Source organism: Streptomyces sp. NPDC001604, from assembly GCF_042893475.1.
Classification (GTDB): domain Bacteria; phylum Actinomycetota; class Actinomycetes; order Streptomycetales; family Streptomycetaceae; genus Streptomyces.
Genome location: NZ_JBIAUY010000002.1, coordinates 465796 through 486141 on the forward strand (window position 1 = coordinate 465796; position 20346 = coordinate 486141).

19 protein-coding genes and 1 pseudogene are annotated in these 20346 nt (G+C 73.0%); 13 read left to right on the forward strand and 7 right to left on the reverse strand.

Going from position 1 to position 20346, the window contains the following annotated elements; genetic code table 11:
* The first annotated feature begins 193 nt into the window (after positions 1-193).
* Together ACFY1E_RS07360 and ACFY1E_RS07365 are read left to right on the forward strand one after the other, a co-directional pair.
* Positions 194-928: a DUF4142 domain-containing protein gene (locus ACFY1E_RS07360; RefSeq protein WP_389073353.1), complete on the forward strand. Its 735-nt coding sequence runs from the start codon at positions 194-196 to the stop codon at positions 926-928.
* 252 nt (positions 929-1180) lie between these two features.
* On the forward strand, positions 1181-2107 hold the full coding sequence (locus ACFY1E_RS07365; RefSeq protein WP_389072530.1) for an LAETG motif-containing sortase-dependent surface protein: 927 nt from the start codon (positions 1181-1183) through the stop codon (positions 2105-2107).
* A gap of 182 nt (positions 2108-2289) precedes the next feature.
* Here the strand turns inward: ACFY1E_RS07365 and ACFY1E_RS07370 are convergent, their stop codons facing one another.
* Both ACFY1E_RS07370 and thrS read right to left on the reverse strand, forming a co-directional pair.
* Entirely contained in the window at positions 2290-3255 is a 966-nt protein-coding gene (locus ACFY1E_RS07370; protein WP_389072532.1) for a nucleoside hydrolase, read from the reverse strand.
* Between the two features lie 47 nt (positions 3256-3302).
* Positions 3303-4523 (reverse strand): threonine--tRNA ligase, encoded by a 1221-nt coding sequence (thrS, locus tag ACFY1E_RS07375; RefSeq protein WP_389072535.1) that lies wholly within the window; start codon positions 4521-4523, stop codon positions 3303-3305.
* A 290-nt stretch (positions 4524-4813) separates the two neighbouring features.
* On the opposite strand from thrS, the gene ACFY1E_RS07380 reads away from it, so the two are divergent.
* Positions 4814-5617, forward strand: coding sequence for a hypothetical protein (locus ACFY1E_RS07380; protein ID WP_389072537.1), 804 nt, complete (start codon positions 4814-4816; stop codon positions 5615-5617).
* A 25-nt stretch (positions 5618-5642) separates the two neighbouring features.
* Here ACFY1E_RS07380 and ACFY1E_RS07385 read toward each other — a convergent pair whose 3' ends face one another.
* The 3 genes from ACFY1E_RS07385 to ACFY1E_RS07395 all read right to left on the reverse strand — a co-directional run bounded on the left by ACFY1E_RS07385 (position 5643) and on the right by ACFY1E_RS07395 (position 8146).
* Positions 5643-5921, reverse strand: coding sequence for a ribosomal protein L7/L12 (locus tag ACFY1E_RS07385; protein WP_389072540.1), 279 nt, complete (start codon positions 5919-5921; stop codon positions 5643-5645).
* Positions 5922-5972: 51 nt separating this feature from the next.
* Positions 5973-6680 (reverse strand): GAF and ANTAR domain-containing protein, encoded by a 708-nt coding sequence (locus tag ACFY1E_RS07390; RefSeq protein WP_389072542.1) that lies wholly within the window; start codon positions 6678-6680, stop codon positions 5973-5975.
* Between the two features lie 119 nt (positions 6681-6799).
* Positions 6800-8146, reverse strand: coding sequence for a helix-turn-helix domain-containing protein (locus ACFY1E_RS07395; RefSeq protein WP_389072545.1), 1347 nt, complete (start codon positions 8144-8146; stop codon positions 6800-6802).
* Positions 8147-8254: 108 nt separating this feature from the next.
* Here ACFY1E_RS07395 and ACFY1E_RS07400 point away from each other — a divergent pair, with 108 nt between their 5' ends.
* The 4 genes from ACFY1E_RS07400 to ACFY1E_RS07415 all read left to right on the forward strand — a co-directional run bounded on the left by ACFY1E_RS07400 (position 8255) and on the right by ACFY1E_RS07415 (position 11048).
* Entirely contained in the window at positions 8255-8407 is a 153-nt protein-coding gene (locus ACFY1E_RS07400) for a hypothetical protein (protein WP_389072548.1), read from the forward strand.
* A 138-nt stretch (positions 8408-8545) separates the two neighbouring features.
* A complete protein-coding gene (locus tag ACFY1E_RS07405; protein WP_389072550.1) occupies positions 8546-9322 on the forward strand; it encodes an NPP1 family protein in 777 nt (258 codons plus the stop codon).
* A 223-nt stretch (positions 9323-9545) separates the two neighbouring features.
* Positions 9546-10781 carry an amidohydrolase gene (locus ACFY1E_RS07410; protein WP_389072553.1) on the forward strand — a complete coding sequence of 412 codons (1236 nt, stop codon included), beginning with the start codon at positions 9546-9548 and terminating at the stop codon, positions 10779-10781.
* A 42-nt stretch (positions 10782-10823) separates the two neighbouring features.
* Positions 10824-11048: a hypothetical protein gene (locus ACFY1E_RS07415; protein ID WP_389072555.1), complete on the forward strand. Its 225-nt coding sequence runs from the start codon at positions 10824-10826 to the stop codon at positions 11046-11048.
* 7 nt (positions 11049-11055) lie between these two features.
* Here the strand turns inward: ACFY1E_RS07415 and ACFY1E_RS07420 are convergent, their stop codons facing one another.
* Positions 11056-12210 (reverse strand): hypothetical protein, encoded by a 1155-nt coding sequence (locus tag ACFY1E_RS07420; protein WP_389072557.1) that lies wholly within the window; start codon positions 12208-12210, stop codon positions 11056-11058.
* 182 nt (positions 12211-12392) lie between these two features.
* Here ACFY1E_RS07420 and ACFY1E_RS07425 point away from each other — a divergent pair, with 182 nt between their 5' ends.
* Together ACFY1E_RS07425 and ACFY1E_RS07430 are read left to right on the forward strand one after the other, a co-directional pair.
* A complete protein-coding gene (locus ACFY1E_RS07425) occupies positions 12393-12860 on the forward strand; it encodes a hypothetical protein (protein WP_389072560.1) in 468 nt (155 codons plus the stop codon).
* A gap of 87 nt (positions 12861-12947) precedes the next feature.
* A complete protein-coding gene (locus tag ACFY1E_RS07430; RefSeq protein ID WP_389072562.1) occupies positions 12948-13946 on the forward strand; it encodes a hypothetical protein in 999 nt (332 codons plus the stop codon).
* Here the strand turns inward: ACFY1E_RS07430 and ACFY1E_RS07435 are convergent.
* Positions 13929-15266 carry a PLP-dependent aminotransferase family protein gene (locus ACFY1E_RS07435; RefSeq protein WP_389072565.1) on the reverse strand — a complete coding sequence of 446 codons (1338 nt, stop codon included), beginning with the start codon at positions 15264-15266 and terminating at the stop codon, positions 13929-13931. The genes ACFY1E_RS07430 and ACFY1E_RS07435 overlap by 18 nt on opposite strands.
* Before the next feature lie 89 nt (positions 15267-15355).
* Between ACFY1E_RS07435 and ACFY1E_RS07440 the strand changes: the two genes are divergently transcribed.
* The 4 genes and pseudogenes from ACFY1E_RS07440 to ACFY1E_RS07455 form a co-directional block, all read left to right on the forward strand.
* Entirely contained in the window at positions 15356-16102 is a 747-nt protein-coding gene (locus tag ACFY1E_RS07440) for an alpha/beta fold hydrolase (protein WP_389072567.1), read from the forward strand.
* 35 nt (positions 16103-16137) lie between these two features.
* Complete coding sequence (locus ACFY1E_RS07445) at positions 16138-17136, forward strand: endonuclease/exonuclease/phosphatase family protein (RefSeq protein WP_389072570.1); 999 nt, start codon at positions 16138-16140, stop codon at positions 17134-17136.
* 172 nt (positions 17137-17308) lie between these two features.
* A complete protein-coding gene (locus ACFY1E_RS07450) occupies positions 17309-19243 on the forward strand; it encodes an FUSC family protein (RefSeq protein ID WP_389072572.1) in 1935 nt (644 codons plus the stop codon).
* A gap of 170 nt (positions 19244-19413) precedes the next feature.
* Positions 19414-20346, forward strand: a pseudogene (locus ACFY1E_RS07455) (Toxic cation resistance protein); the annotation flags it as partial.

The following is a 20346-nucleotide window of genomic DNA, read 5'->3' on the forward strand; positions in this document are numbered from 1 at the left end:
ATTCCGTCAACCGGCCGGGGCCCGCGGGCCGTTACCTGCCTCACACCCGCCGGTTTTTACCAAACCAAAAGGTTCCGCGGCCGAACCCCATCCGTACTCCTCTCCGTCCGACCCCCGCCGTCCACCGGCGGGAACCGCCGACCGGGCAGGAGGCACGGTGCGCTTTTCGCGGAATGCGACGGGAACTCTCTTCGTGGGCGGGGCCCTCAGTCTGACCCTGGCCGCGCTCGCCTATCCCGCGATGCTCGGAGTCAACACGGTGTCGAGCGACGGTTCGAGAGTCATCGCTCAGACCCAGTGGGGGCCGCTGACGGAGGCCGACCGGGACTTCGTGGTCAAGGTGCGTGCGGCCGGGCTGTGGGAGTACCCCGTCGGCCAGATGGGCCTGAAGAAGGGGCAGAGCCAGGCGGTGATCACCGCGAGCAAGCACCTCATCGACGGGCACGCCGCGCTGGACGCCAGCTGCCGCAAGATCAGCACGATGCTGAACATCACGATCCCCAACGTGGCCAGTCCCCAGCAGGTCGGCTTCGTCAACACGCTCGCCGCGGACCAGGGCAAGCAGTTCGACACGGACTTCGCCAACATCCTGCGCGTGACCCACGGTTCGATCTTCAACGCGATCGCGAAGATCCGCTCGACGACCAAGAACACGGTGGTGCGCGTGCTGGCCAACCAGGCCAACGCCACCGTCCTCGACCACATCACGGTCATGGAGCAGACCGGTCTGGTCAACTTCGACCAGGTCCTCTTCCAGGAGACGACCCCGCCGAAGCTGCCCGCCAGTGACCTGACCCCGCCGCCCCCGGTCGCGGGTCAGCCGGAGGTCGTCCTCACCCCGCCGGTGGACAGCACCACCCAGCCGCCGGTCCTGCCGGGTGAGTCCTCGACCGGCCAGAACGCGGCCCCGAGCCCGACCGTGAGGTGAGAACCGGGCGGCTCCACGGAACTGGAGCCGCCCGTTCCGACTGTGGCGAAATTGTAATAGACGATTGAACTACCCACCGGTTACCGCAGGTTGACAGCGTTCCGCCAAGAGATCCACGATGTGATCGCACCGGGGCGCATGTGACCAGTGGGCCCGGTGTTCCTCAGACCATTCACCCCCGGGGCGGCCGGGCGCGGCGTGCTGCCCTGCGCCGCCGCGCCGGGGACTGCACACGCCAAGATGGGGATCTGCATGTCCATGGCCAGACGTGTCACCGCCCGACGCCTGCTGGGAACGGGCGCCGCCTCGCTCGCCCTGTGCGCCGCCACCGTAGCCGCGGCCTCGGGCGCCTGGGCCACCGGCACGCCCGGCGGTGACGGCTGGAAGCATGCCGACGGCTACCGGCCCGGCACCGGTGCCGGCACCAAGACCGAGACGGACCGCTGCCAGTTCTCGCTGGACGGCACCGGCTTCTTCGACTCGGTCAAGGTCGACGACCAGACCCTGAAGCCCACCGACGACGGCAAGGTCCACATCAAGGTCCGCACCGCGGGCGACGCCACGACCTGCACGGCCTCCCTGGCCTCCTACCTCGCGCACGGCCCGTCCTTCGCCACCTCCGGCGAGCAGGTCTTCGTCGACTTCGACTCGGTGACGGTCAAGCAGGGCCAGACCGACTCCCTCGACATCGCGGTGCCGGACGCGGGCTGCTTCGCGCAGATCGACCTCTACCGGGGCGCCGTGAAGTTCGACGGCAAGCTCGATGCGAAGGACGGCTTCGTCCACGGCGATCTGCCCAAGGGCCCCGACCACCCGGTCATCAAGGACAAGCTGATCGCGTCCTGGAACGGCGGCACGAAGGACTGCACGAGCACCGAGTCGCAGCCGCCGTCCAGCCCGCCGGCCTCGACCCCGGCGTCCGGGCAGCCCTCGACGCCGGCCGCGGAGAGCCCCACCCCGACCCCGAGCGCCTCCGAGTCCACGCCGAGCGCGACCGACACCCCGGTCGCCTCCGCGTCGACCACCGTCCCCGCGGCCACCCCGAGCGGCGGCGGTGGCCTCGCGGAGACCGGCGGCGGCAGCAACTCCGGCCTCATCGCCGGTGGCGCCGCGGCACTCCTGGCCGCCGGCGGAGCGATCGTCGTCGCGACCAGGCGCCGCCGCACGGCCCGCTCCTGATCCACCCGAGCCGCACGGCCCGACAGCCACTCCCGATACGAACGCCCCGGAGACCCCCGCTCCGGGGCGTTCGTGCACCGCCGCAGCCGCGGGCAATCATGCAGCTCGGGGCGGCACGGGTGGGCGCAGCGGCACTCCGCACGCGGGCAAGCCCCCCGTGGTCACGCGCCCCCAGCGGAGCGCTAACGCTCCACCGTCTCCAGGTACAGCTTCACGAAGCGCTCGACGTCGACCTCCAGTGCCACGTCCACCAGCGGCTGTTCGCGGACGCCCTCGTGGATCTCCGACTCTCCGGGGCGGGGGCGGCGGTCGACGATCGTCTGGCCGCGGGTCGGGCCCGGGGCGAGGGCGACCTCGACCGGGAGGAGACGGCTGGTGATGCCCGCGGGGTCGACGACCGTGCAGACCGCACCCGCGTCGCCGAGGCCGCCCGCCTCCTCCGCCTCGGGGGCCTCTCCCTGGTGCGCCGGACGGTGGGCCAGGAGTTCACCGGCCAGCCGGGTGCCGGGCTCGGTGCTCGCGCGCAGCCGGTGCACATCGGCGCCGGGGACGACGACCTGCGTGAAGACGTCCAGGCCGTACATCGTGATGGGCACCCCGGCGGTGAGCAGGACGGCGGCCGCCTCCGGGTCGTGCCAGACGTTGAACTCGGCGACCGCCGTGGCGTTCCCGGTGGCCACCGCGCCGCCCATGAACACGATCCGCTCGATGTTGCGGGTGACTTCGGGGTGGGTGCGCAGCAGCAGGGCGATGTTGGTCAGGGGCGCGGTGGGGACGAGGGTGACCGGGCGCGGCGAGGCGAGGATCTCGCGGCGCAGCAGGGTGATCGCGTCCACGTCGGCGGGGGTGCGGGCGGGCGCCGGCAGGCCGAGGTCGCCCATGCCGTCGGAGCCGTGCACATGCCGTGCCGAGCGCGCCGGCTCGATCAGCGGGCGCTCGGCTCCGCGGCCCACGGGGATGTCGGGGGCGCCCGCCTGCTCCAGCACGGTGAGGGTGTTGCGGACGACGCCGTCCACGTCCGTGTTCCCTGCGACGCAGGTGACCGCGCGCAGGTCGATCCCCGGGTGGCGGACGGCGAACAGCAGGGCCAGGGCGTCGTCGACACCCGTGTCGCAGTCGATGATCACCGGGATGGGCTGACCGGTCACGGCCGGGCTCCTCTCGTTCGACGACGCAGGTCGCTACGGCAGTGACCTTACGCAGCCGCCCACAGTTCGGCGCCGCGGGTGTCGACGCACGCCCCGATCCGTTCCAGCAGCCGTTCCACCGGTACGGCACCCGGACGCCGTCCGTCCCGCAGCCGTAGGGCCGCCAGGTCGCCCTCGGCCTCCCGTGCGCCGATCACCGCCTGGTACGGCACCAGGCGCGCGGCCCGGACGCGGGCACCGAGGCTGCCCTGCTCGGGAGCGGCCACCTCCGCGCGCAGCCCGCGTGCCACGGCCCGTCGCACGACGTCGTGCGCCTGGTTCTCCTGGGCGTCCGACACCGGCAGCACCACGAGCTGGACGGGTGCGACCCAGGCCGGGAAGGCCCCGCCGTGCTCCTCGATCATCTGCGCCACCGCGCGCTCCACGCTGCCGATGATGCTGCGGTGGACCATGACCGGCCGGTGCTTCGCGCCGTCGGCGCCGACGTAGTGCAGATCGAAGCGTTCGGGCTGGTGGAAGTCGATCTGGACGGTGGACAGGGTGGCCTCGCGGCCGGCGGAGTCGACGACCTGGACGTCGATCTTGGGCCCGTAGAAGGCGGCCTCCCCCTCCGCCGCCTCGTACGCGACCCCGGCGCCCGCCAGCACCTCCTCCAGCAGGGCGGTGGCCCGTTTCCACAGCTCCGGGTCGGCGACGTACTTGCCGCCCTCCCCCGGCAGGGACAGCCGGTGGCGGGCCGCGCGGATGCCGAGGTCGGCGTAGGCACGGCCGATCAGCTCCAGCGCCTTGCGGGCCTCGTCCACCGCCTGCTCCAGGGTGCAGAAGATATGGGCGTCGTTGAGCTGGATGGACCGTACGCGGGTCAGGCCGCCGAGCACCCCGGACAGCTCGGACCGGTACATGCCGCCCAACTCGGCGATACGGAGGGGCAGTTCGCGGTAGCTGTGCGACCGGGACCGGTAGATGAGGGCGTGATGGGGGCAGAGGCTCGGCCGCATGACGACTTCCTCACCGCCCAGATTCATCGCCGGGAACATGTCGTCGCTGTAGTGGTTCCAGTGCCCCGAGATCTCGTACAGCTCGCGCTTGCCGAGGACGGGCGAGTACACGTGCCGGTAGCCGGCCGCGCGTTCCTGGTCGCGGATGTACTCCTCCAGGGTGTGCCGCACGACCGCGCCGTCGGGCAGCCAGTACGGCAGCCCCGCGCCCATCAGCGGATCGGTGTCGAACAGTTCCAGCTCACGGCCGAGCCGACGGTGGTCGTACATGGTCTCTCTCCTCGCGATGGGGGAGGGCGAGCGACCCACGACGAAGCCCCGGGGCGCTCGCCCCGGGGCTTTTGACATCCAGTCCATGGATCAGCGCGCCGGGACACTCTCCGGCGTCGTCGTGAGGAACGACAGGTCGCGCTGCATGGGAGGACGGTAACGCGGGGCGGGGACCGGGCGAACGGTTTTTGCGCGGGCCGTAACCCGGACGGCCCGGCGCGCTGGTGGGGTGTCCTGGGCGGTGGTCCCTTGGAGAGGTAACCGATCTTGAGGTGGCCAGGAGGCGTCCGATGACCCGCACCCCGTCCCGTGTCCTCGTCGCCGCCGTGATGTCCGCGGGGGCGCTGGTGGGCGTGAGTGCGTGCGGTCTCATCGTGGGCGTGGGCCCGGAGCCGGGGGCGAAGGAGAAGGCGCCCACCGCTTCGCACAGCGCCGTGCACAGTGCGAAGCCGTCCCCCACGGCCCCCGCCGCACCCCCGCCCCTCACCGAGGCGCAGGCTCAGGCCGCGCTGGTGACCCAGGCGGATCTGGGCGCGCCGTGGGCGCCCACACAGGGGGCCGCGACCTGGCGGGACGGGGTGCTCAAGGCCCACGCCGACGTGCCCGAGTGCCGCACGCTCCTCGATGCGCTGTACACGGACGACCTGTTCGGTGCGGACGCCACCGGGACACGGGCCGAGGTCGGACTCGACGACGCCATGGACCAGACGCAGCTGCGGTACCAGGTGCTGTCGCTGAAGCCCGCCGACGTGTCCCGGACGCTGGCCTGGCTGCGGACGATGCCGAAGACCTGCGCCAAGTTCACGGCGGTGACCGAGCGCGGCACCCTCCAGAACGTCCGGGTCGACGAGGCCGTGCTGCCCGTGGTCGGCGACGACCGACAGGGGCTGCGGGTCACGGTCACGAGTGCGACGGCGACCGGCGAACAGACCCTGCTCACCCTCGACGTCGCCGTGGTCCGCGTCGGCGTGGACACGATCGCCCTGTCCCACGGCGGGACGGGCGACGTGTCCGCCGACACCACGAAGGCCTTCGTACAGGTGGGTGCGCAGCGGCTGGCCGATGTCAGGAAGCAGCCGCGGCTGCGCGTCTAGCCGGGGTCCGGCCGATGACCGAGGTCTAGGCGAGCTTCTCCACGGCGTCCTTGGCCTCCTTCAGGCCCGCCCCGGTCGCCTCCCGGTACACCTTGATCGCCTGGATCTTCTTGCCGTCCCGCAGCAGCGCGTTGACCTCGTGGGACCACGGTTCGGGCTCGGTGAGTCCCAAGTGTCCGAGGACCAGGTCGAGTTTGTGCTCGATCCGGGCCGCTCGCCTGTCCGCGCGGGAGATCCGGTTCTCGATGCTGCCGATACCGAAGAGCACCAGCAGGGTGAGCAGGGAGATACCCAGTATGTCCATGCCGTGATCATAGGGATCTCGGGATCCGGGGTCCGCTCGTCGCGCGGGCGCTCAGTCGCCGTCCAGTCGCTCCCGGTGCGCGATGACGTCGTGCGCCACCTCGAGGGTGGTGCGGCCCTGCGCGAAGGCGCGGGCACGCAGCCGGGCCGAGGCCTCGTCGGCGTCGACGCCGAGCTGCGCCATGACCATGCCGATGGCCTGGTAGACCTCGTCGTGTTCGTCGGCCAGACCGGCCAGCCAGGCCTCCTCGCCGCCGCTGCCGCTCTCCTCCCGCGGCAGGGTGGTGAGGGCCAGCGTCATGACGGCGGCCACCAGCTGCGCACGGCGCAGCTCGTCCTCGGTCAGGCCGCCCGGGGTGTCGCGGTAGAGGTCGAGCGTGCCCACGGTCAGGCCGTCGTCGCTGCCCAGTGGCATCGAGTACACGGCCCGGACACCGACGGCCGCCGCCTGCCGGGCGAACACCGGCCAGCGGTGCAGGTCCCGGCCGGCGGTCAGGTCGCAGGCGAGCACGGGGGCGCCGTCCCGGTAGGCGTACAGCCACGGCCCGTCACCGAGGGTGGTCTGGGCCTCCGCGAGAAACGAGGCCAGGGAGTTGCTCGCGGCGAGCCGGATGGGCATTCCGCTGCCGCGCAGCGACACGCTCGCGCCGACGACCGGCAGCAGCTTCACCGCCGCCGCGCACAACCGGGCAGGTGTCTCGCCGGGCCGGGCATCGCGCACCACCTCGGCGATCACGTCGACGGCCCTTACTGCGTCCACGGCCATCGCCTCCTCCGATCGCAGCGGGGCCTGCATCTGGGGGCGCTGCCCGACTACCCCTGCCCCCGGGTGCGAAACGCCGTCGGCCCGCCGACGAGGCAAGGCGCCCCTGGCCGGGGTCACAGGGGAGGCTGTGCGGGTGCGGGTCCGAGGGTGGTGGTGCCGGGGGCCGTGCGGTGGCCGAGGCCGGTGCGGTAGGCGTCCAGGGCCGCCTCCACCCGGCCGGTGCGGCGCAGCAGATCACCGAGCAGCCGGCACAGGTCGGCCAGGTCGCCGGCCGCGCCCGCCCGCTCCAGCATGCTCAGAGCCCGGACATAGTGCTCCTCGGCGGCCTCCGTGTCGGCGGCGTCCTCGGCGATGATGCCGAGCAGCCGGTGGGCTGCGGCGGAGTGCAGGGCGCCGCGCTCGGGGCCGAGAGCATCGCTGAGCACGTCCTGCAGAAGGGCCGCGGCCTCGTCGGACTTGCCGCGCCGGTGCAGTACGTCGGCGAGCTCGACGGCGACCTGGCTGCTGTAGAGGGCGGCGCGCCCCGCGGAGAGCATGTCGAGCGCCTTCCTCAACTCACCCTCCGCGCGGTCGAGTTCGCCGTTCTGGGCGTACACGTAGCCGCGCATCCAGTGGCAGTTGGCCAGCTCGGTGCGGATCTGGAGGGTGCGGTACAGCTCGGCGGCCTTGGCGAGGGAGGCGTCGGCCTCGGCGATACGGCCCTCGGCGAGCAGGGTGCGGGCGACCGAGCGGTGCATACGGGCGACGAGCGCGGGGTCCCCGCACTGCGGGGCGAGGGCGAGCGCGAACTCGGCGGCCTGGGCGGCGCGGGCCTGGGCGCCCATGTCCATGTAGGGGCCGATGACGCTGGCGTAGAGGAGGAGCAGCGCGTCCGGGTCGTGCAGTCCGCTGCGGTTCAGCTCGTCGAGGGCGGACTCCAGCAGGTAGACGGCGTAACGGAGTTCACCGGCCAGGTAGTGGGAGACGGCCCGTCCGCGCAGGGCGGGCACCCGGGCGGGCAGCGGTACGTCGGCGAGTGCGCGCTCGGAGCGCTCGAAGTACTGCCGGGCGGCCTCCAGCTCTCCGGTGTCCAGCGCGCATTCGCCGAGCCCGAGCAGGGCGACCGCCTGGACGTCGACGAGTTCGTGGCGCTCGGCCTCGGCGAGCAGCCCGGCGTACTGCTCGGTCGCCTGCTCGGCCTCACCACCGGCGAGCGTGCGCTGCGCCTCGGTCAGGCCGAGGCGCAGGTCGGTGGCGAGGCGGGCCGGACGTCCGGTGACCAGCTCGTCGTAGGCGATCCCGAGGCGCTCGGCGATGTGCCTGAGCGCCTCGGCGGAGGGGCGGACCCGGCCGGCCTCCAGGGTGGAGATGTAGGCGGGGGTGTAGGAGGGCTCCGCCAACTGACGTTGGGTGAGCCCGCGTTCGGACCGCAACTGCTGGACTCTGCGACCGATGGTCACCGGATCATCACGGTCCGACACGACAACTCCCCCTGAACCTCTTGCCGTTGGCCCCCGTCGACCCCTACGTTAAACGGCGTCTTAAGCGCGTTTAATACAACACTGTTGAGACGCTGTTGAGAGGTTGCCGTGCTCCGACACATCTCCGAGCGTTACGCCCGAGGGTTCGGCGCAGCCCTCGTCGCAGTGGCCACCCTGGTCCTGGCGGCCAACGCGGGCCCGGCCAAGGCGGCCGACACCAGGCCGGCCGACCAGGTGCAGCAAGTTCACCACCGGGGCTAGCGGTCAGCACTCAGTTCGGGGAAAAGCCGCCTCGAGTTTGATGGAAAGGCCTTCCATCGAACGCTCGGCGTGCACCAGTCTTCGTCCCGCACCCGGATGTCATGTCCGGGACGAATGGACCGTCGACTGGAGCCCCCCATGCCTTCAGCAGTCAGCAGCGCCAGGCCCCGCCGCCTCGCCAGGGCCGCCGCCGTCGCGGGCAGCGCCGCCGTGCTCGCCCTCGCCCTGCCGGGCAGCGCCTTCGCCGGTGTGCTGCAGAACCTGCCCGAGAACGCGACCTCGTTCGAGAAGAACTTCGAGCCGGTCTACGACTACGACACGGACAGCTGCTACCCGGCCGCCGCCATCGACCCGAGCGGCAACCTCAACGGCGGTCTGAAGCCGACCGGACCCATCACCGGCGAGTGCCGCTCCGGCCACCTCGGCCACGCCAACACCTACTCGCGGTCCAAGTGCAACAACGGCTGGTGCGGGATCATCTACGCCAGCTACTTCGAGAAGGACGAGGCCTCCCCGGGCATCGGCCACCGCCACGACTGGGAGTGCATGGTCGTCTGGGTCCAGGACGGCGCGTCCACCCCGGCGTATCTGTCCGCCTCCCGGCACGGCGGCTTCAGCACCCACCCGATCGCCGACGTCCCGATGGACGGCCAGCGGGTCGAGGCCGTCTACCACAAGGACGGCGCGTCCACCCACGCCTTCCGCTTCGCCAAGTGGGGCGAGACGCCGGAGAACGACACGGGCGCCTGGCACCAGGAGAACCTGCTCAGCTGGTCCGGCCTGGCGTCCGGCCTGCGCGACACGCTGAACGCCTCCGACTGGGGCAGCGCGAACTTCCCGCTCCAGGACTCCAAGTTCGCCGACCATCTGAACAAGGCCAAGCCGAGCGGCATCCCCTTCGACCCGTACGCCTGACCGGCAGCCGACCGGCAGACGACGGGCCCGCGTGATTGATCACCCCCATGAACGGGGGTGCCTATCAACTCTCCGCCTGCCAGGCTCTTCACCGGGACCCCCCTCCCAACGCGGCCGCCGACGCACACTCCCCCCTGCGCGTCGGCGGCCGCACCGCGTGCACGGGCCCTCGCAATGCGGGCACCCCGCCCCGCCGTGGCCCGGTGCCGCCTACGCTGCCCCCATGCCGTCTCCCGCCGCCCGCACCGCGCTGGACCTCACCACCGATCTCCCGGTCTCCGACCTGGAGGACTTCTACCGGGACCTGCACCGCCACCCCGAGCTGTCGCTCCAGGAGCACCGCACGGCCGCCAAGCTGGCCGAGCGGCTCACCAAGGCGGGTTACGAGACCGCCGAGGGCATCGGCGGCACCGGGGTCGCGGGTGTCCTGCGCAACGGCGAGGGCCCGACGGTCCTGCTGCGCGCCGACATGGACGCGCTGCCGGTGCACGAGGAGACGGGCCTGCCGTACGCCTCCGTCACTCCCGGCGTGATGCACGCCTGCGGCCACGACCTGCATGTGACCTGGCTGGCGGGCGCGGCCGCGGCGCTGGCCGCCGGGCGCGACACCTGGTCCGGCACCCTGCTGGTGGTGGGCCAGCCCGCCGAGGAGACCGGCCAGGGCGCCCAGGGGATGATCGCGGACGGCCTGTACGAGCGGTTCCCGCGCCCGGACGTCCTGCTCGGCCAGCACGCGGCGCCCGGCCCCGTCGGCTTCTACGCCCACTCACCCGGCCTGATCATGTCGGCGTCGACGGACATCGACATCGTGCTGCACGGCCGCGGCGGGCACGGCTCCCGCCCCGAGACGACCGTCGACCCCGTCGTCACCGCCGCCTACCTCGTCACCCGTCTCCAGACGGTCGTCTCCCGGGAGATCGCCGCCCGCGAGTCCGCCGTGCTGACCGTGGGCCGGATCGAGGGCGGCACCCGGCACAACATCATCCCGTCCGAGGCGCGCATCGCCCTGAACCTGCGCACCCAGTCCGACGAGGTCCGCGAGCGGATGATCGCCGCGATCCGGCGCATCACGGCGGGCGAGGCCCTGGCCGCCGGCTGCCCGCGGGAGCCGGAGGTCATGGTCGGCGCGACCTTCCCGGTGACCACGAACGACGCCGACACCGACCGCCGGGTCGCCGCCGTGCACGAGGAGGTGCTCGGGGCCGGGACGGTCCTTGACTTCGGCCCGGTGATGGGCAGCGAGGACTTCCCGCACCTGGCGCAGGACTCGATCCCGTACTCCTACTGGTTCGTCACGACCACCCCGGCCGACGTGTGGGACGCGGCGCCCGGCACCGACCTGATGGAGAGGTTCCTGGCGGTCCCGAGCAACCACAGCCCGCACTTCGCACCGGACCTGTCGACGGTCACGCCGGGCGTACGGACACTCGTTTCGGGCGCGCTCGCGTATCTCACATAGCTCGCCTGTCTCATGTGGTGATCGCGCTCCTACACTCACCGCGTGAACAACTACAAGTGCACCTACTGCGGCACCATCGGCCTGATGGACGGCTTCATCGAGGACGAGGGCCAGGGTGCGAGCGGTTACGCGCGCTGGATCGAGGGCGTCCTGGAATTCGGGCCCCTCGGGGGCGCCAAGCGGATGGGCCGGCCCCGGCGGCAGATAGAGGCGTACCGCTGCCCCACCTGCGGCCACCTGGAGCTGTTCGCCACCGCCGGGAGGTAGGGCCTGCTCAGCCCTGGGTCTGCAACTGCCGAAGCTGCCGCTGCACATGGTCCAGCGCACCCTGCCTGCGCCCCGGCACCCGCGAGCGCAACCCGGCGAGCGACGCCCCGAGTTCCCGCGCCGCGGCCGGGTCCCGGACCTGCCCCCACTGGTGGTGCGCCCGGTCCACGGCTGCCTCCACGGCGGGCGCGTCCGCCGCCTGCCCCGCCGCCAGCCGCGCGGCGGCCACCCCGAGCCAGGTCCGGCAGCTGCGCACCGGATCCCCGGCGAACATCGCCAGATCCGCCCGCACTTCGGCCCAGTGCAAGGCCTCCTCGGAGCCGGGCCCGTGCGCGAGTACGGCGGCCTGCTCGTGACGGGCGGCGAGGGCGTCGGCGTCGGAGTGGCGACCGGACTGGACGGCGGCGGAGATGGCGGAGTGGGGATCGGCGGCCTCATGGTGCTGCTGCTGGTCAGCGAAATCCAGCCCGTCCGGCGTTTGAGGACGAGGCCGTTCAGGCCGATAGGGGGGTCTGGGGGCGAAGCCCCCAGGAGCAGCGCCCACCCCGAGCACCAGGTCCGCACACCCCTCCGCACCCACCCGGCCCAGCGCCTGCTGATGCAACTGCTCCGCGGGAGGCCGCAGCCCACTGCGCAGAATCGTCGCCACGGCCTTCATGTACGCGGGTACCGCCACCGCCCGCCGCGACGGCGGAGGTGCCACGCGGCCGTACACGGCGTTGTTGGCCCCGCAGTCGAGCGGAGCGCTCCGTAGCCACTCCCAGGCCTCGGCATCCGCATGCAGGTCCAGGAACAGCGTGGTGGAACCGACCGCCCGCAGCCGCAGTTCCTCCCGGATCCAGTGCCACGGCAGCCCGGTGTAGCGGACCGTCGCGGGCGTCGTACGGGCCAGCGCCAGGTGCGGCAGCCGCTGACGGCGGTCGAGTTGCAGCTGCCCGGTGACGAAGACGGTGAGCGGCCCCGGGGCCCCCGCGGCGGCCCGCAGCCGGGTGAGCACGGCCTGCGGTTCCAGCGGGTCGGCGAGCTCGACGACGTTCGCGGTGTCCGTGCCGGACAGGACGGCGGGCGGGACGGCCGCGAGGACGGGAAGCACGGACGCCGCGTCCACCAGGCACCCCTTGCCCGCCGGGGATGCGGCGAGCAACAGCACGGTTCCGGGCATCGTTCCCTCCCCATCCCCCGTCGATCACTTACGGCAGCACCGTAACCGCTGCGGGTGCAAAGGTGGGTGTCAGGCCCGAAAACCGGGCGTAGGGCGGCCGGTGGATCCGCGCACCGACTTGCCAAGGCCCTCCTCCAGGTGTGCTCTGGTAGGCAGGGGCGAGGAGAGAGAGGAGTGCTCTCATGGCTCAAGCGGCACCCACGTCCGGCGGAATGATGGACAAGGTCAGGCTGAACCGCGCGGCCCGGCCCACTCGCACACCCGACCTCTTCGACGAGCGGGTGCACACCGTCGGCCGGTACGGGATCCCCGTCGTCCTCGGGCTCGTCTACGGCTTCTGGGCCGCGGCCAACCGGCGCGGCGGCGGCGAGATCACCGGCTGGAACATCCTGTTCGGCTTCGTCACGGCGGCCGTGTTCATCGTGCTGTGCATCGCCGTCGCGACGTTCGCACCGCTGCTCAAGCGTGAACTGCACTCACTGGTGAAGTCCGGCTTCGCGGGCGCCGCGGTCGGCTTCCTCTACAGCCAGACCGGAGAGTCGGTCTACCGGTCGGTGGCCCTGGGGGTCGTCGTCACGGCGGGCATCTTCCTGGTGTTCTTCTACCGCTACTACACGCGCGAGGACGCCGTCGGCAACCGCATCCGCTGACCGGGCCCGGGGTGCGGTGCACCCGGACGGAACCCATATGGGGGCGCCCCGCTCGCGCACCCCACCCGCGGGCCGTTGCCTGGAGAGGTGGCCCCCAAGCGACCTGAGCGCCTGCGGCACGCCCTGTCGGCGGCACTGATCGCCCTGGCGTGTCTGCTCGCGCCGTGCGGCACGCTCGCGGCCTGGGCGGCGTACGACCTGACCGACACCAGCCGCTACGTCACGACGATGGCGCCGCTCGCCGGGGACCCCGCCGTGCGGGACGCGGTCGCGGACACCGTCGGCGCCGGGATCATGGAGCAGGTCGACGACCGGGGGGACGTACGGCCGCTGCGGGGCACCGTGCGCCCCTTCGTGCACGACGCGGTGCACTCCTTCACCGGTACCGAGGCCTTCCGGCTGGCCTGGGACGCCGGGAACCGGGCGGTCCACGACGCGGTGCTGCGCGCCCTGCACGAGGAGAGCGACCGCGACGTCACCGTCGACCTCGCCCCCATCACCGCCCAGGTCAAGCGTCAACTCGCCGTGGACCACGTCCCGTTCGCGAATCGCATCCCGGTCGAGCACACCGAGGTCTCGGTGCTCCCGGCCCAGGAACTGGACCGCCTCCGGAAGGGATTCCACGTGCTGGAAGTCGCCGGTTTCTGGCTGCCGGTGGCGGCCGTCGTCTTCGCCGTGACCGGGATCGCCGTCGCCGCCTGCCGCCGCCGCGCGGTCACCGCGACCGCCCTCGGCACGGCACTCGGCGGCGCGCTGCTCGCCCTCGCCGTCACCATCGGCCGCCATTTCACCCTCGCCGACCTCCCCGACGAAACCCAGCAACCGGCCGCGGCAGCCGTCTACGACGCCCTGACGGCAACGCTCCGCGAGGCGTGCTGGCTCCTGATCACGCTGGGCCTGACGGTCGCGCTGGCGGCCTGGCTCACGGGACGCCTCAAGCATCTACGGGGGCGCAGCGAAGTCACGCGCGGTTCGAACGCGCGCCAAAGGGGCGCGGGGCGGCGTCGATCTGCGGCTCCGCCGCGGGGCGCGACCAGCCACAACGAACCCGCAGACGAATCCCCGGACCTACAACGGAGCCCCTAGTGCCACCCTGGCAAGCACCGCCAGAGCCCGCTCCAGGTCAGGCAACGCAGCCGAAGCGAGACCGAGCCGGACAGCGTCCGGGGTCCGTTTGGGGTCGACCACAAAAGCAGTCCCCGGCGTGACGGCCACCCCGTGCGCGGCCGCAGCCGCGGCAAACGTGTCCGCCCGCCACGCCGCAGGCAGCTCCCACCAGGCGAAATAGCCCAGCGGAGCGCCCCGCACCCGAAAACCGTCCAGATGCTCGGCCACCAGCCGCTGCCTGCGCGCGGCATCCTCCCGCTTGGCCGCCACCAGCCGCTCCACGGTCCCGTCCCCGATCCACCGCACAGCCGCCTCCAGCGCGAACCGCCCGGCACTCCACCCCCCGGACCGCACGGCCGCCGCCACCGCCTCCACCCGATGCGCGGGTACGACGAGAAAGCCGGCCGTGAGCCCGGGCGCGACCCGCTTGGAGAGGCCGTCGACGACATGGGTGAGGTGAGGGGCGTAGGCGGCGAGCGGATCGGCGGCCTCGGCCGGGTCGGCGAGGAAGGACCAGATGCGGTCTTCCACGACGGGGATGTCCAGGTCGGCGACGACCTCGGCGAGTTCACGCCGCCGTGCCTCGCCCGTCGTCACGGACGTCGGGTTGTGCAGGGTCGGCTGGACGTACAGCGCCGCCAGGGGAGCGGCCCGGTGAGCGGCAGAGACCGACTCCGGACGCAGCCCGCCCTCGTCCGTGGCCAGCGGGACCAGCCGGACGCCCAGCCGACCCGCGATCTCCTTGACCAGCGGATACGTCAGCTCCTCGACCCCCACCCGGCCGCCCGGCCGGACGAGGGAGGCGAGGGCGGCGGCGATGGCCTGGCGGGCGTTGCCGGTGAACAGCAGCCGGTCGGGGGCCGGGTGCCAGCCGCGGGTGGCGAGCAGGGCCGCCACCGCCTCGCGGGCCTGCGCGGTCCCGGCCGCGGGGGCCGGGCGCAGGGCCTCCGTGAGGACGTCGGGGCGCAGCATCGGCGTGAGGACGGGGGCGAGCAGCTCCGCCTGGCCGGGTGCGGAGGGGTAGTTGAGCTCCATGTTCACCGGGGCCGCGGTCGCCGGTTCGGTGAGCGCCCGCCCGGCGGGTCCGCTCCGGGCGGCCCGGACGAAGGTGCCCCGGCCGACCTCGCCGACGACCAGCCCCCGCCGCACCAGTTCGCCGTACGCCCGCTCCGCCGTGGAGGCCGCGATGCCGTGCCGGCGGGCGAACTTCCGCTGCGGAGGCAGCCGTTCGCCCGGCCGGAGCCGTCCGGCGGCGATGTCGTCGGCTATGCGGTCGGCTATGCGCCGGTACGCATCCACTGGTCCCCCTGTTGTTGCCGTTCCCGGCATTGCACCGAGGGCAAAGATCTTATTGCACTGAGGAATTGGACCGCTCTAGGGTCGAGGCCATGCCGATCCCGCTGGTCCTCGTCCACGGCCACCCCTTCGACCACACGATGTGGAACCCGCAGGTGGAGGCGTTCTCCGGCACCCGCCGGGTGATCGCCCCCGACCTGCGCGGCTACGGCTCCTCCCCTTCGGCTCCGGAGGTCACGCGCTTCGAGCAGTTCGCGCAGGACCTCGCGGCGCTGCTGGACGAGCTCGGGGTGGAGTCGTGCGTGCTCGCCGGGCTCTCCATGGGCGGCCAGATCGTCATGGACTTCCACCGGCAGTTCCCCGCCCGCGTCCGCGGCCTGGTCCTCGCCGACACCTTCGCGGCGCCGGAGACACCGGAGGGCGTCGCGGTGCGGCACGCCATGGCCGACCGCCTGCTGCGGGAGGGCATGCGCGGGTACGCCGACGAGGTCCTGGAGAAGATGGTCGCGCCGTACGCCGCCGCCGAGGTCAAGGCGCATGTCCACCGCATGATGACGGCCACCCGCCCGGAGTCCGCCGCGGCCGCCCTGCGGGCCCGCGCCGCCCGCCCCGACTACCGCGAACTGCTCACCACCGTCGCGGTTCCGGCCCTGGTGGTCGTGGGCGCCGACGACACCTACACCCCGGTCGCCGACGCCGAGGCGATGCACGCGGCGCTCCCCGACTCGACGCTCCACGTCATCGAGGGCACGGCCCACATGCCGAACCTGGAGCGGCCGAAGGAGTTCAACGAGGCGCTGGAGAGTTTCCTGGCGCGCATCGACTCCGCCGGGGGATGATTCGGGCATCCCACTCGTGAGCGGAGGGCCCGGACTTGGACACTGCGGCTGCCGAGTGGACCACTGCGCGCGAGGGCGAGCCGGTACGGCGGGCCGGGCGGCGTTTCGCGGCCTGGTGCGCGGGGCTGCTGCTGGCCGCGGTGAGCGTGGTCGTCGGCTGCCGGGCCGCCGACAGCGACGGCTTCACCCCGGTCCCCCAGGTCCTCGCCTTCCTGCCCTGGCTGCTCGCCCCCGCCGGGCTGGCCCTGCTCCTCGCCCTGCTGGGCCGCTGGCGCCTCGGCATGGTCTGGTCGCTCCTCGTCCTCGGTCTGCTGGCGTGGTTCGTCGAGCCGTACGGGAAGACGGACGAGCCCGGCGGCGCCTCCGTCGCCGAGTTCCGGGTGCTGACCTCGAACGTCGAGTTCGGGCGCGGCACCGGCTCCCTCGTCCCCGAGATCCGGCGCCACAAGCCTGACCTCGTGTTCGTGGAGGAGTGCGAGTACACCTGCCAGGCCCGGCTGACGCAGGACTTCGGCACCGACTACCCGTACCGGCAGGCCGTGGCCGCCGGCGGCAGCCATGGCTCGATCATCCTCAGCCGCTTTCCGCTCAAGGCCACGGCGGGTGTGACCGGGACCATGGGCATGCCCGGCGCCGTCGCCGATGTGCGCGGACATGCCGTACGGCTCCAGCTGGCCCACCCCATGCCGCCGCTGCCCGGCCAGGTCGACCTCTGGCGCCGGGAGCTCGGCCGGCTGCGGGACGCTGCCGCCGCCACCCGTGCACCCATGATCCTGGCCGGCGACTTCAACGCCTCCCAGGACCACGCCGCCTTCCGCCGCATCCTCGACACCGGCCTGCGCGACGCCGCCCGTCTCACGGGCCACGACCGCACACCCAGCTGGCCCGCCCGCACGGCTCCGCCCTTCGGCGCCCAGATCGACCACGTCCTCGTCTCCCGGGACTTCTCGGCGAGCAGCGCCCACTTCCTGAACCTGCCCGACACCGACCACCGCGCCCTGCTCGTGGACGTCACGCTCCACCAGCGCGGCTGAACCGGCCCCCGGTGCCCGAACCCGCCGTCGCCGCACCCTCGGCACCGGCCCGCCCGACGACTCCCGCCCGCGAACCACGCCCGCACGGCCCCGCCGTCCGACGCCCCGATCGACCACGCACTCCTGCTTCACCAGCGCGGATGAGCCGGACCGGGGTGCTCATAATGGGCGCATGTCCCGAGAGTTCCCCGCCGGCCTCACCCCTCCCGACTGGCTGGTAAGGAACCTCCGGCCCCAGCAGGCTCCGGTGAACTGGGCTGCCGTGGCCCGCGCGGCGATCGCGATGACGCTTCCGCTGGCGATCGGCCTCGCGGCCGGCCGGCCCGCCTACGGTGCGCTGGCCTCCATGGGCGCCCTGTCGGGTGTCATCGGCGACACCGCGGACGCATACCGCATGCGGATCCTCAACATCGCGATCCCGCAGCTGTTCGGTGCGATCGGCGTGACCCTCGGCTCGCTGGTGTTCGGGCACGGCTGGGTCGCCGTCGCCGCGGTCACCGGTGTCGCGCTGGTCTCCGGGATGATCTCGACGATCGGGGCGGTCGCCTCCGTGTCGGGGCTGCTGCTGCTCCTCAACTCCGTGGTCGGCGCGGGCCTTCCGATGCCGGGCGACTGGTGGCTCGCGCCCGTGCTGATGTCCGGCGGCGGCCTCCTCGTCCTCCTTCTCGCGCTGCTCGCCTGGCCCCTGCGGTCCGGGGTGCCGGAGCGGGCGGCGGTCGCGGACACCTACCGCACGGTGGCCGGGCTGATGGCCGCCTGCGGCACCCAGGAGTACGACGCCGCACGCCACGCCGTCACCCAGTCCCTGAACCAGTCGTACGACCTCGTCCTCGCCCGCCGCGCCCGCCACCACGGCCGCAGCCCCGAACTCACCCGCCTGCTCGCCCAGTTGAACGCCATCACCCCGGTCGTGGAGGCCGCACCGGCCGTCCGGCTGAGCGGCACCGCCCTCCCGCCGGAGGTCCCGGAGGCCGTACGCCACCTCGCGCAGGCCGTGGAGACCGGCTACACGGGACCGATAGGACTGCGGCTGCCCGCGCCGGCGTCGGAGACCGCCCGCGCCGTCGACCACGCCCTGCGGCACGCCGCCGAGGTCGTCACCGCGCCCGATGTGGACCCGAGGGGCATCGACGACCGCCTCGGCCGCCCGGCGGCCCTGTCGATCCGCGCGGCCCGCGCCGCCCGAAACGTCACCCTCTCCGCCAACTCCTGGCGCTACGGACTGCGCCTCGCGCTCTGCATCGGCATCGCACAGGCGCTGGTGTCGATCGTCCCGGTGCCGCGCTCCTACTGGGTCGCCCTCACCATCACCTTCGTGCTGAAGCCGGACTTCGGCTCGGTCTTCTCGCGGGCGCTGCTGCGGGCCCTCGGCACGGTCGCGGGCCTGGTGATCGCGGCGGCGGTACTGGCGGCGGTACCGCGCGGCTGGTGGGACGTGGTGGCGATGCTGGTCCTCGCCCCGCTGATCCCGGCGTTGACGCCCCGCGGCTACGGCTACCAGACGGCAGCCATCACCCCCGTGATCCTCCTCCTCTCCGACATCCTGAACCACCAGGGCACCGCCCTCCTCCTGCCCCGCCTGGTCGACTCCCTCATCGGCTGCGGCATCGCACTGGTAGCCGGCTACCTCCTGTGGCCGGAGAGCTGGCACACCCGCGTCGGCGACCGGCTCGCGGACGCGGTCGCCGACACCGCCCAGTACGTCGAGTCCGCCTTCGGCGACGGCACCGAACCGGCGGCCCGCGCCCGTATGCGACGCCGCCTCTACCGCGATCTGTCCGTCATCCGTACGGAGTTCCAGCGCGCCCTGACCGAACCACCGCCGACCGGCCGCCGGGCCGCCGCCTGGTGGCCGCTGGTCGTCGCCGTGGAGCGGATAGTGGACGCCACGACGGCCGCGGCCGTGCGGGTACGGCACGGGGCGGCCACGCCGTCCGCCACCGAGGTGCGCCAAGTTGCCATGCAGCTGGACGAGTTGGCGGAGGGACTGCGGGACACCGAGGTCCTGTACCCGGTCCGTACGGACCTCACCGGGCCGGCGGGCAGCGTGCTGGAGCCACTGCGCCAGGAGGTGGCGGCGGCGCGGGCGATCGCGTCACCGCGCTGAGGGCGGAAGGCAGGTGGGTGCGGCCGCCCTGCACAGGAGCGCGGCCTGGTTGACACGAGTGGCCGTACTGTCCCTTGCCCCTGCCCAAGATCGCTATCTGGGGCCGCTAACCTTACGTGTCCGTCCTGGCCAGGGATTGACGGGATCAACTCACGCGAAGGGTTGCGCACATGGGCATTCTCACTCTCCTGCGGAACGCGTTCGGCAGGTCACGCAAGGGGCGTGCCTCCGAAGCAGAGGGTGCGGACCTCACCCCTTCGCACACTCCGGAACCGACCGTCCCGGCCCCCTCCCCCGAGCCGCAGCCGACACCGTCCGCCCAGGTCCCGGAACCGCGCTCGGCGTCCACGGAGGACAAGCCCGAGGACCAGGACGAGCACGAACTGGTCTCGGCGGCCTTCGACAACGTCACGGTTCCCAGGCCGTCGGAGCCGCTGGACCAGGTGACCACGGAGCCGACGGCCGACGAGCCGTCCCTGCCGACGGCGGAGACGCAGCCCGAGCCCGAGGAGCACCCGGAACCGGCCACCGAGGCCCCCACGGAGCCGGCCCTGACCGCTGAGGTGGAGCCCGAGGAGCCGGAGCAGACCGCCGAGCCGGAGGCGGAGGTCGTCCCCGAGCCCGAGCCGCTCGCGGAGGCCGAGGAGCCGGAGCCCACCGCGGCACCGGAGGAGACCGCGGCACCGGTGGCGGAAGCCGAGCCGGAGCCCGAGGCCGAACCTGTGGCGGAGATCACCCCCGAGCCCGAGCCCGAGCCGCTCGCGGAGGCAGAGGAGCCGGAGCCCACCGCGGCACCGGAGGAGACCGCGGCACCGGTGGCGGAAGCCGAGCCGGAGCCCGAGGCCGAACCTGTGGCGGAGATCACCCCCGAGCCCGAGCCCGAGCCGCTCGCGGAGGCAGAGGAGCCGGAGCCCACCGCGGCACCGGAGGAGACCGCGGCACCGGTGGCGGAAGCCGAGCCGGAGCCCGCGGCCGCCGACGGCGAGCAAGCCCCGCAGGGGCCACCCGCAGCCGACGACGAAACCAGCACGGGCGGTGCGGGTGGGAACGACCCCGCCGAAGGCGAAGCCGAGGCGCAGCCCGAGCCGGCGGCCGCCACGGCC

Coding starts and splice junctions, on each gene's coding strand:
- ACFY1E_RS07365 (WP_389072530.1), top strand. CDS start 1,181: ATGTCCATGGCCAGACGTGTCACCGCCCGACGCCTGCTGGGAACGGGC.
- thrS (WP_389072535.1), bottom strand. CDS start 4,523: ATGTACGACCACCGTCGGCTCGGCCGTGAGCTGGAACTGTTCGACACC.
- ACFY1E_RS07380 (WP_389072537.1), top strand. CDS start 4,814: ATGACCCGCACCCCGTCCCGTGTCCTCGTCGCCGCCGTGATGTCCGCG.
- ACFY1E_RS07385 (WP_389072540.1), bottom strand. CDS start 5,921: ATGGACATACTGGGTATCTCCCTGCTCACCCTGCTGGTGCTCTTCGGT.
- ACFY1E_RS07405 (WP_389072550.1), top strand. CDS start 8,546: ATGCCTTCAGCAGTCAGCAGCGCCAGGCCCCGCCGCCTCGCCAGGGCC.
- ACFY1E_RS07410 (WP_389072553.1), top strand. CDS start 9,546: ATGCCGTCTCCCGCCGCCCGCACCGCGCTGGACCTCACCACCGATCTC.
- ACFY1E_RS07420 (WP_389072557.1), bottom strand. CDS start 12,210: ATGCCCGGAACCGTGCTGTTGCTCGCCGCATCCCCGGCGGGCAAGGGG.
- ACFY1E_RS07425 (WP_389072560.1), top strand. CDS start 12,393: ATGGCTCAAGCGGCACCCACGTCCGGCGGAATGATGGACAAGGTCAGG.
- ACFY1E_RS07440 (WP_389072567.1), top strand. CDS start 15,356: ATGCCGATCCCGCTGGTCCTCGTCCACGGCCACCCCTTCGACCACACG.
- ACFY1E_RS07450 (WP_389072572.1), top strand. CDS start 17,309: ATGTCCCGAGAGTTCCCCGCCGGCCTCACCCCTCCCGACTGGCTGGTA.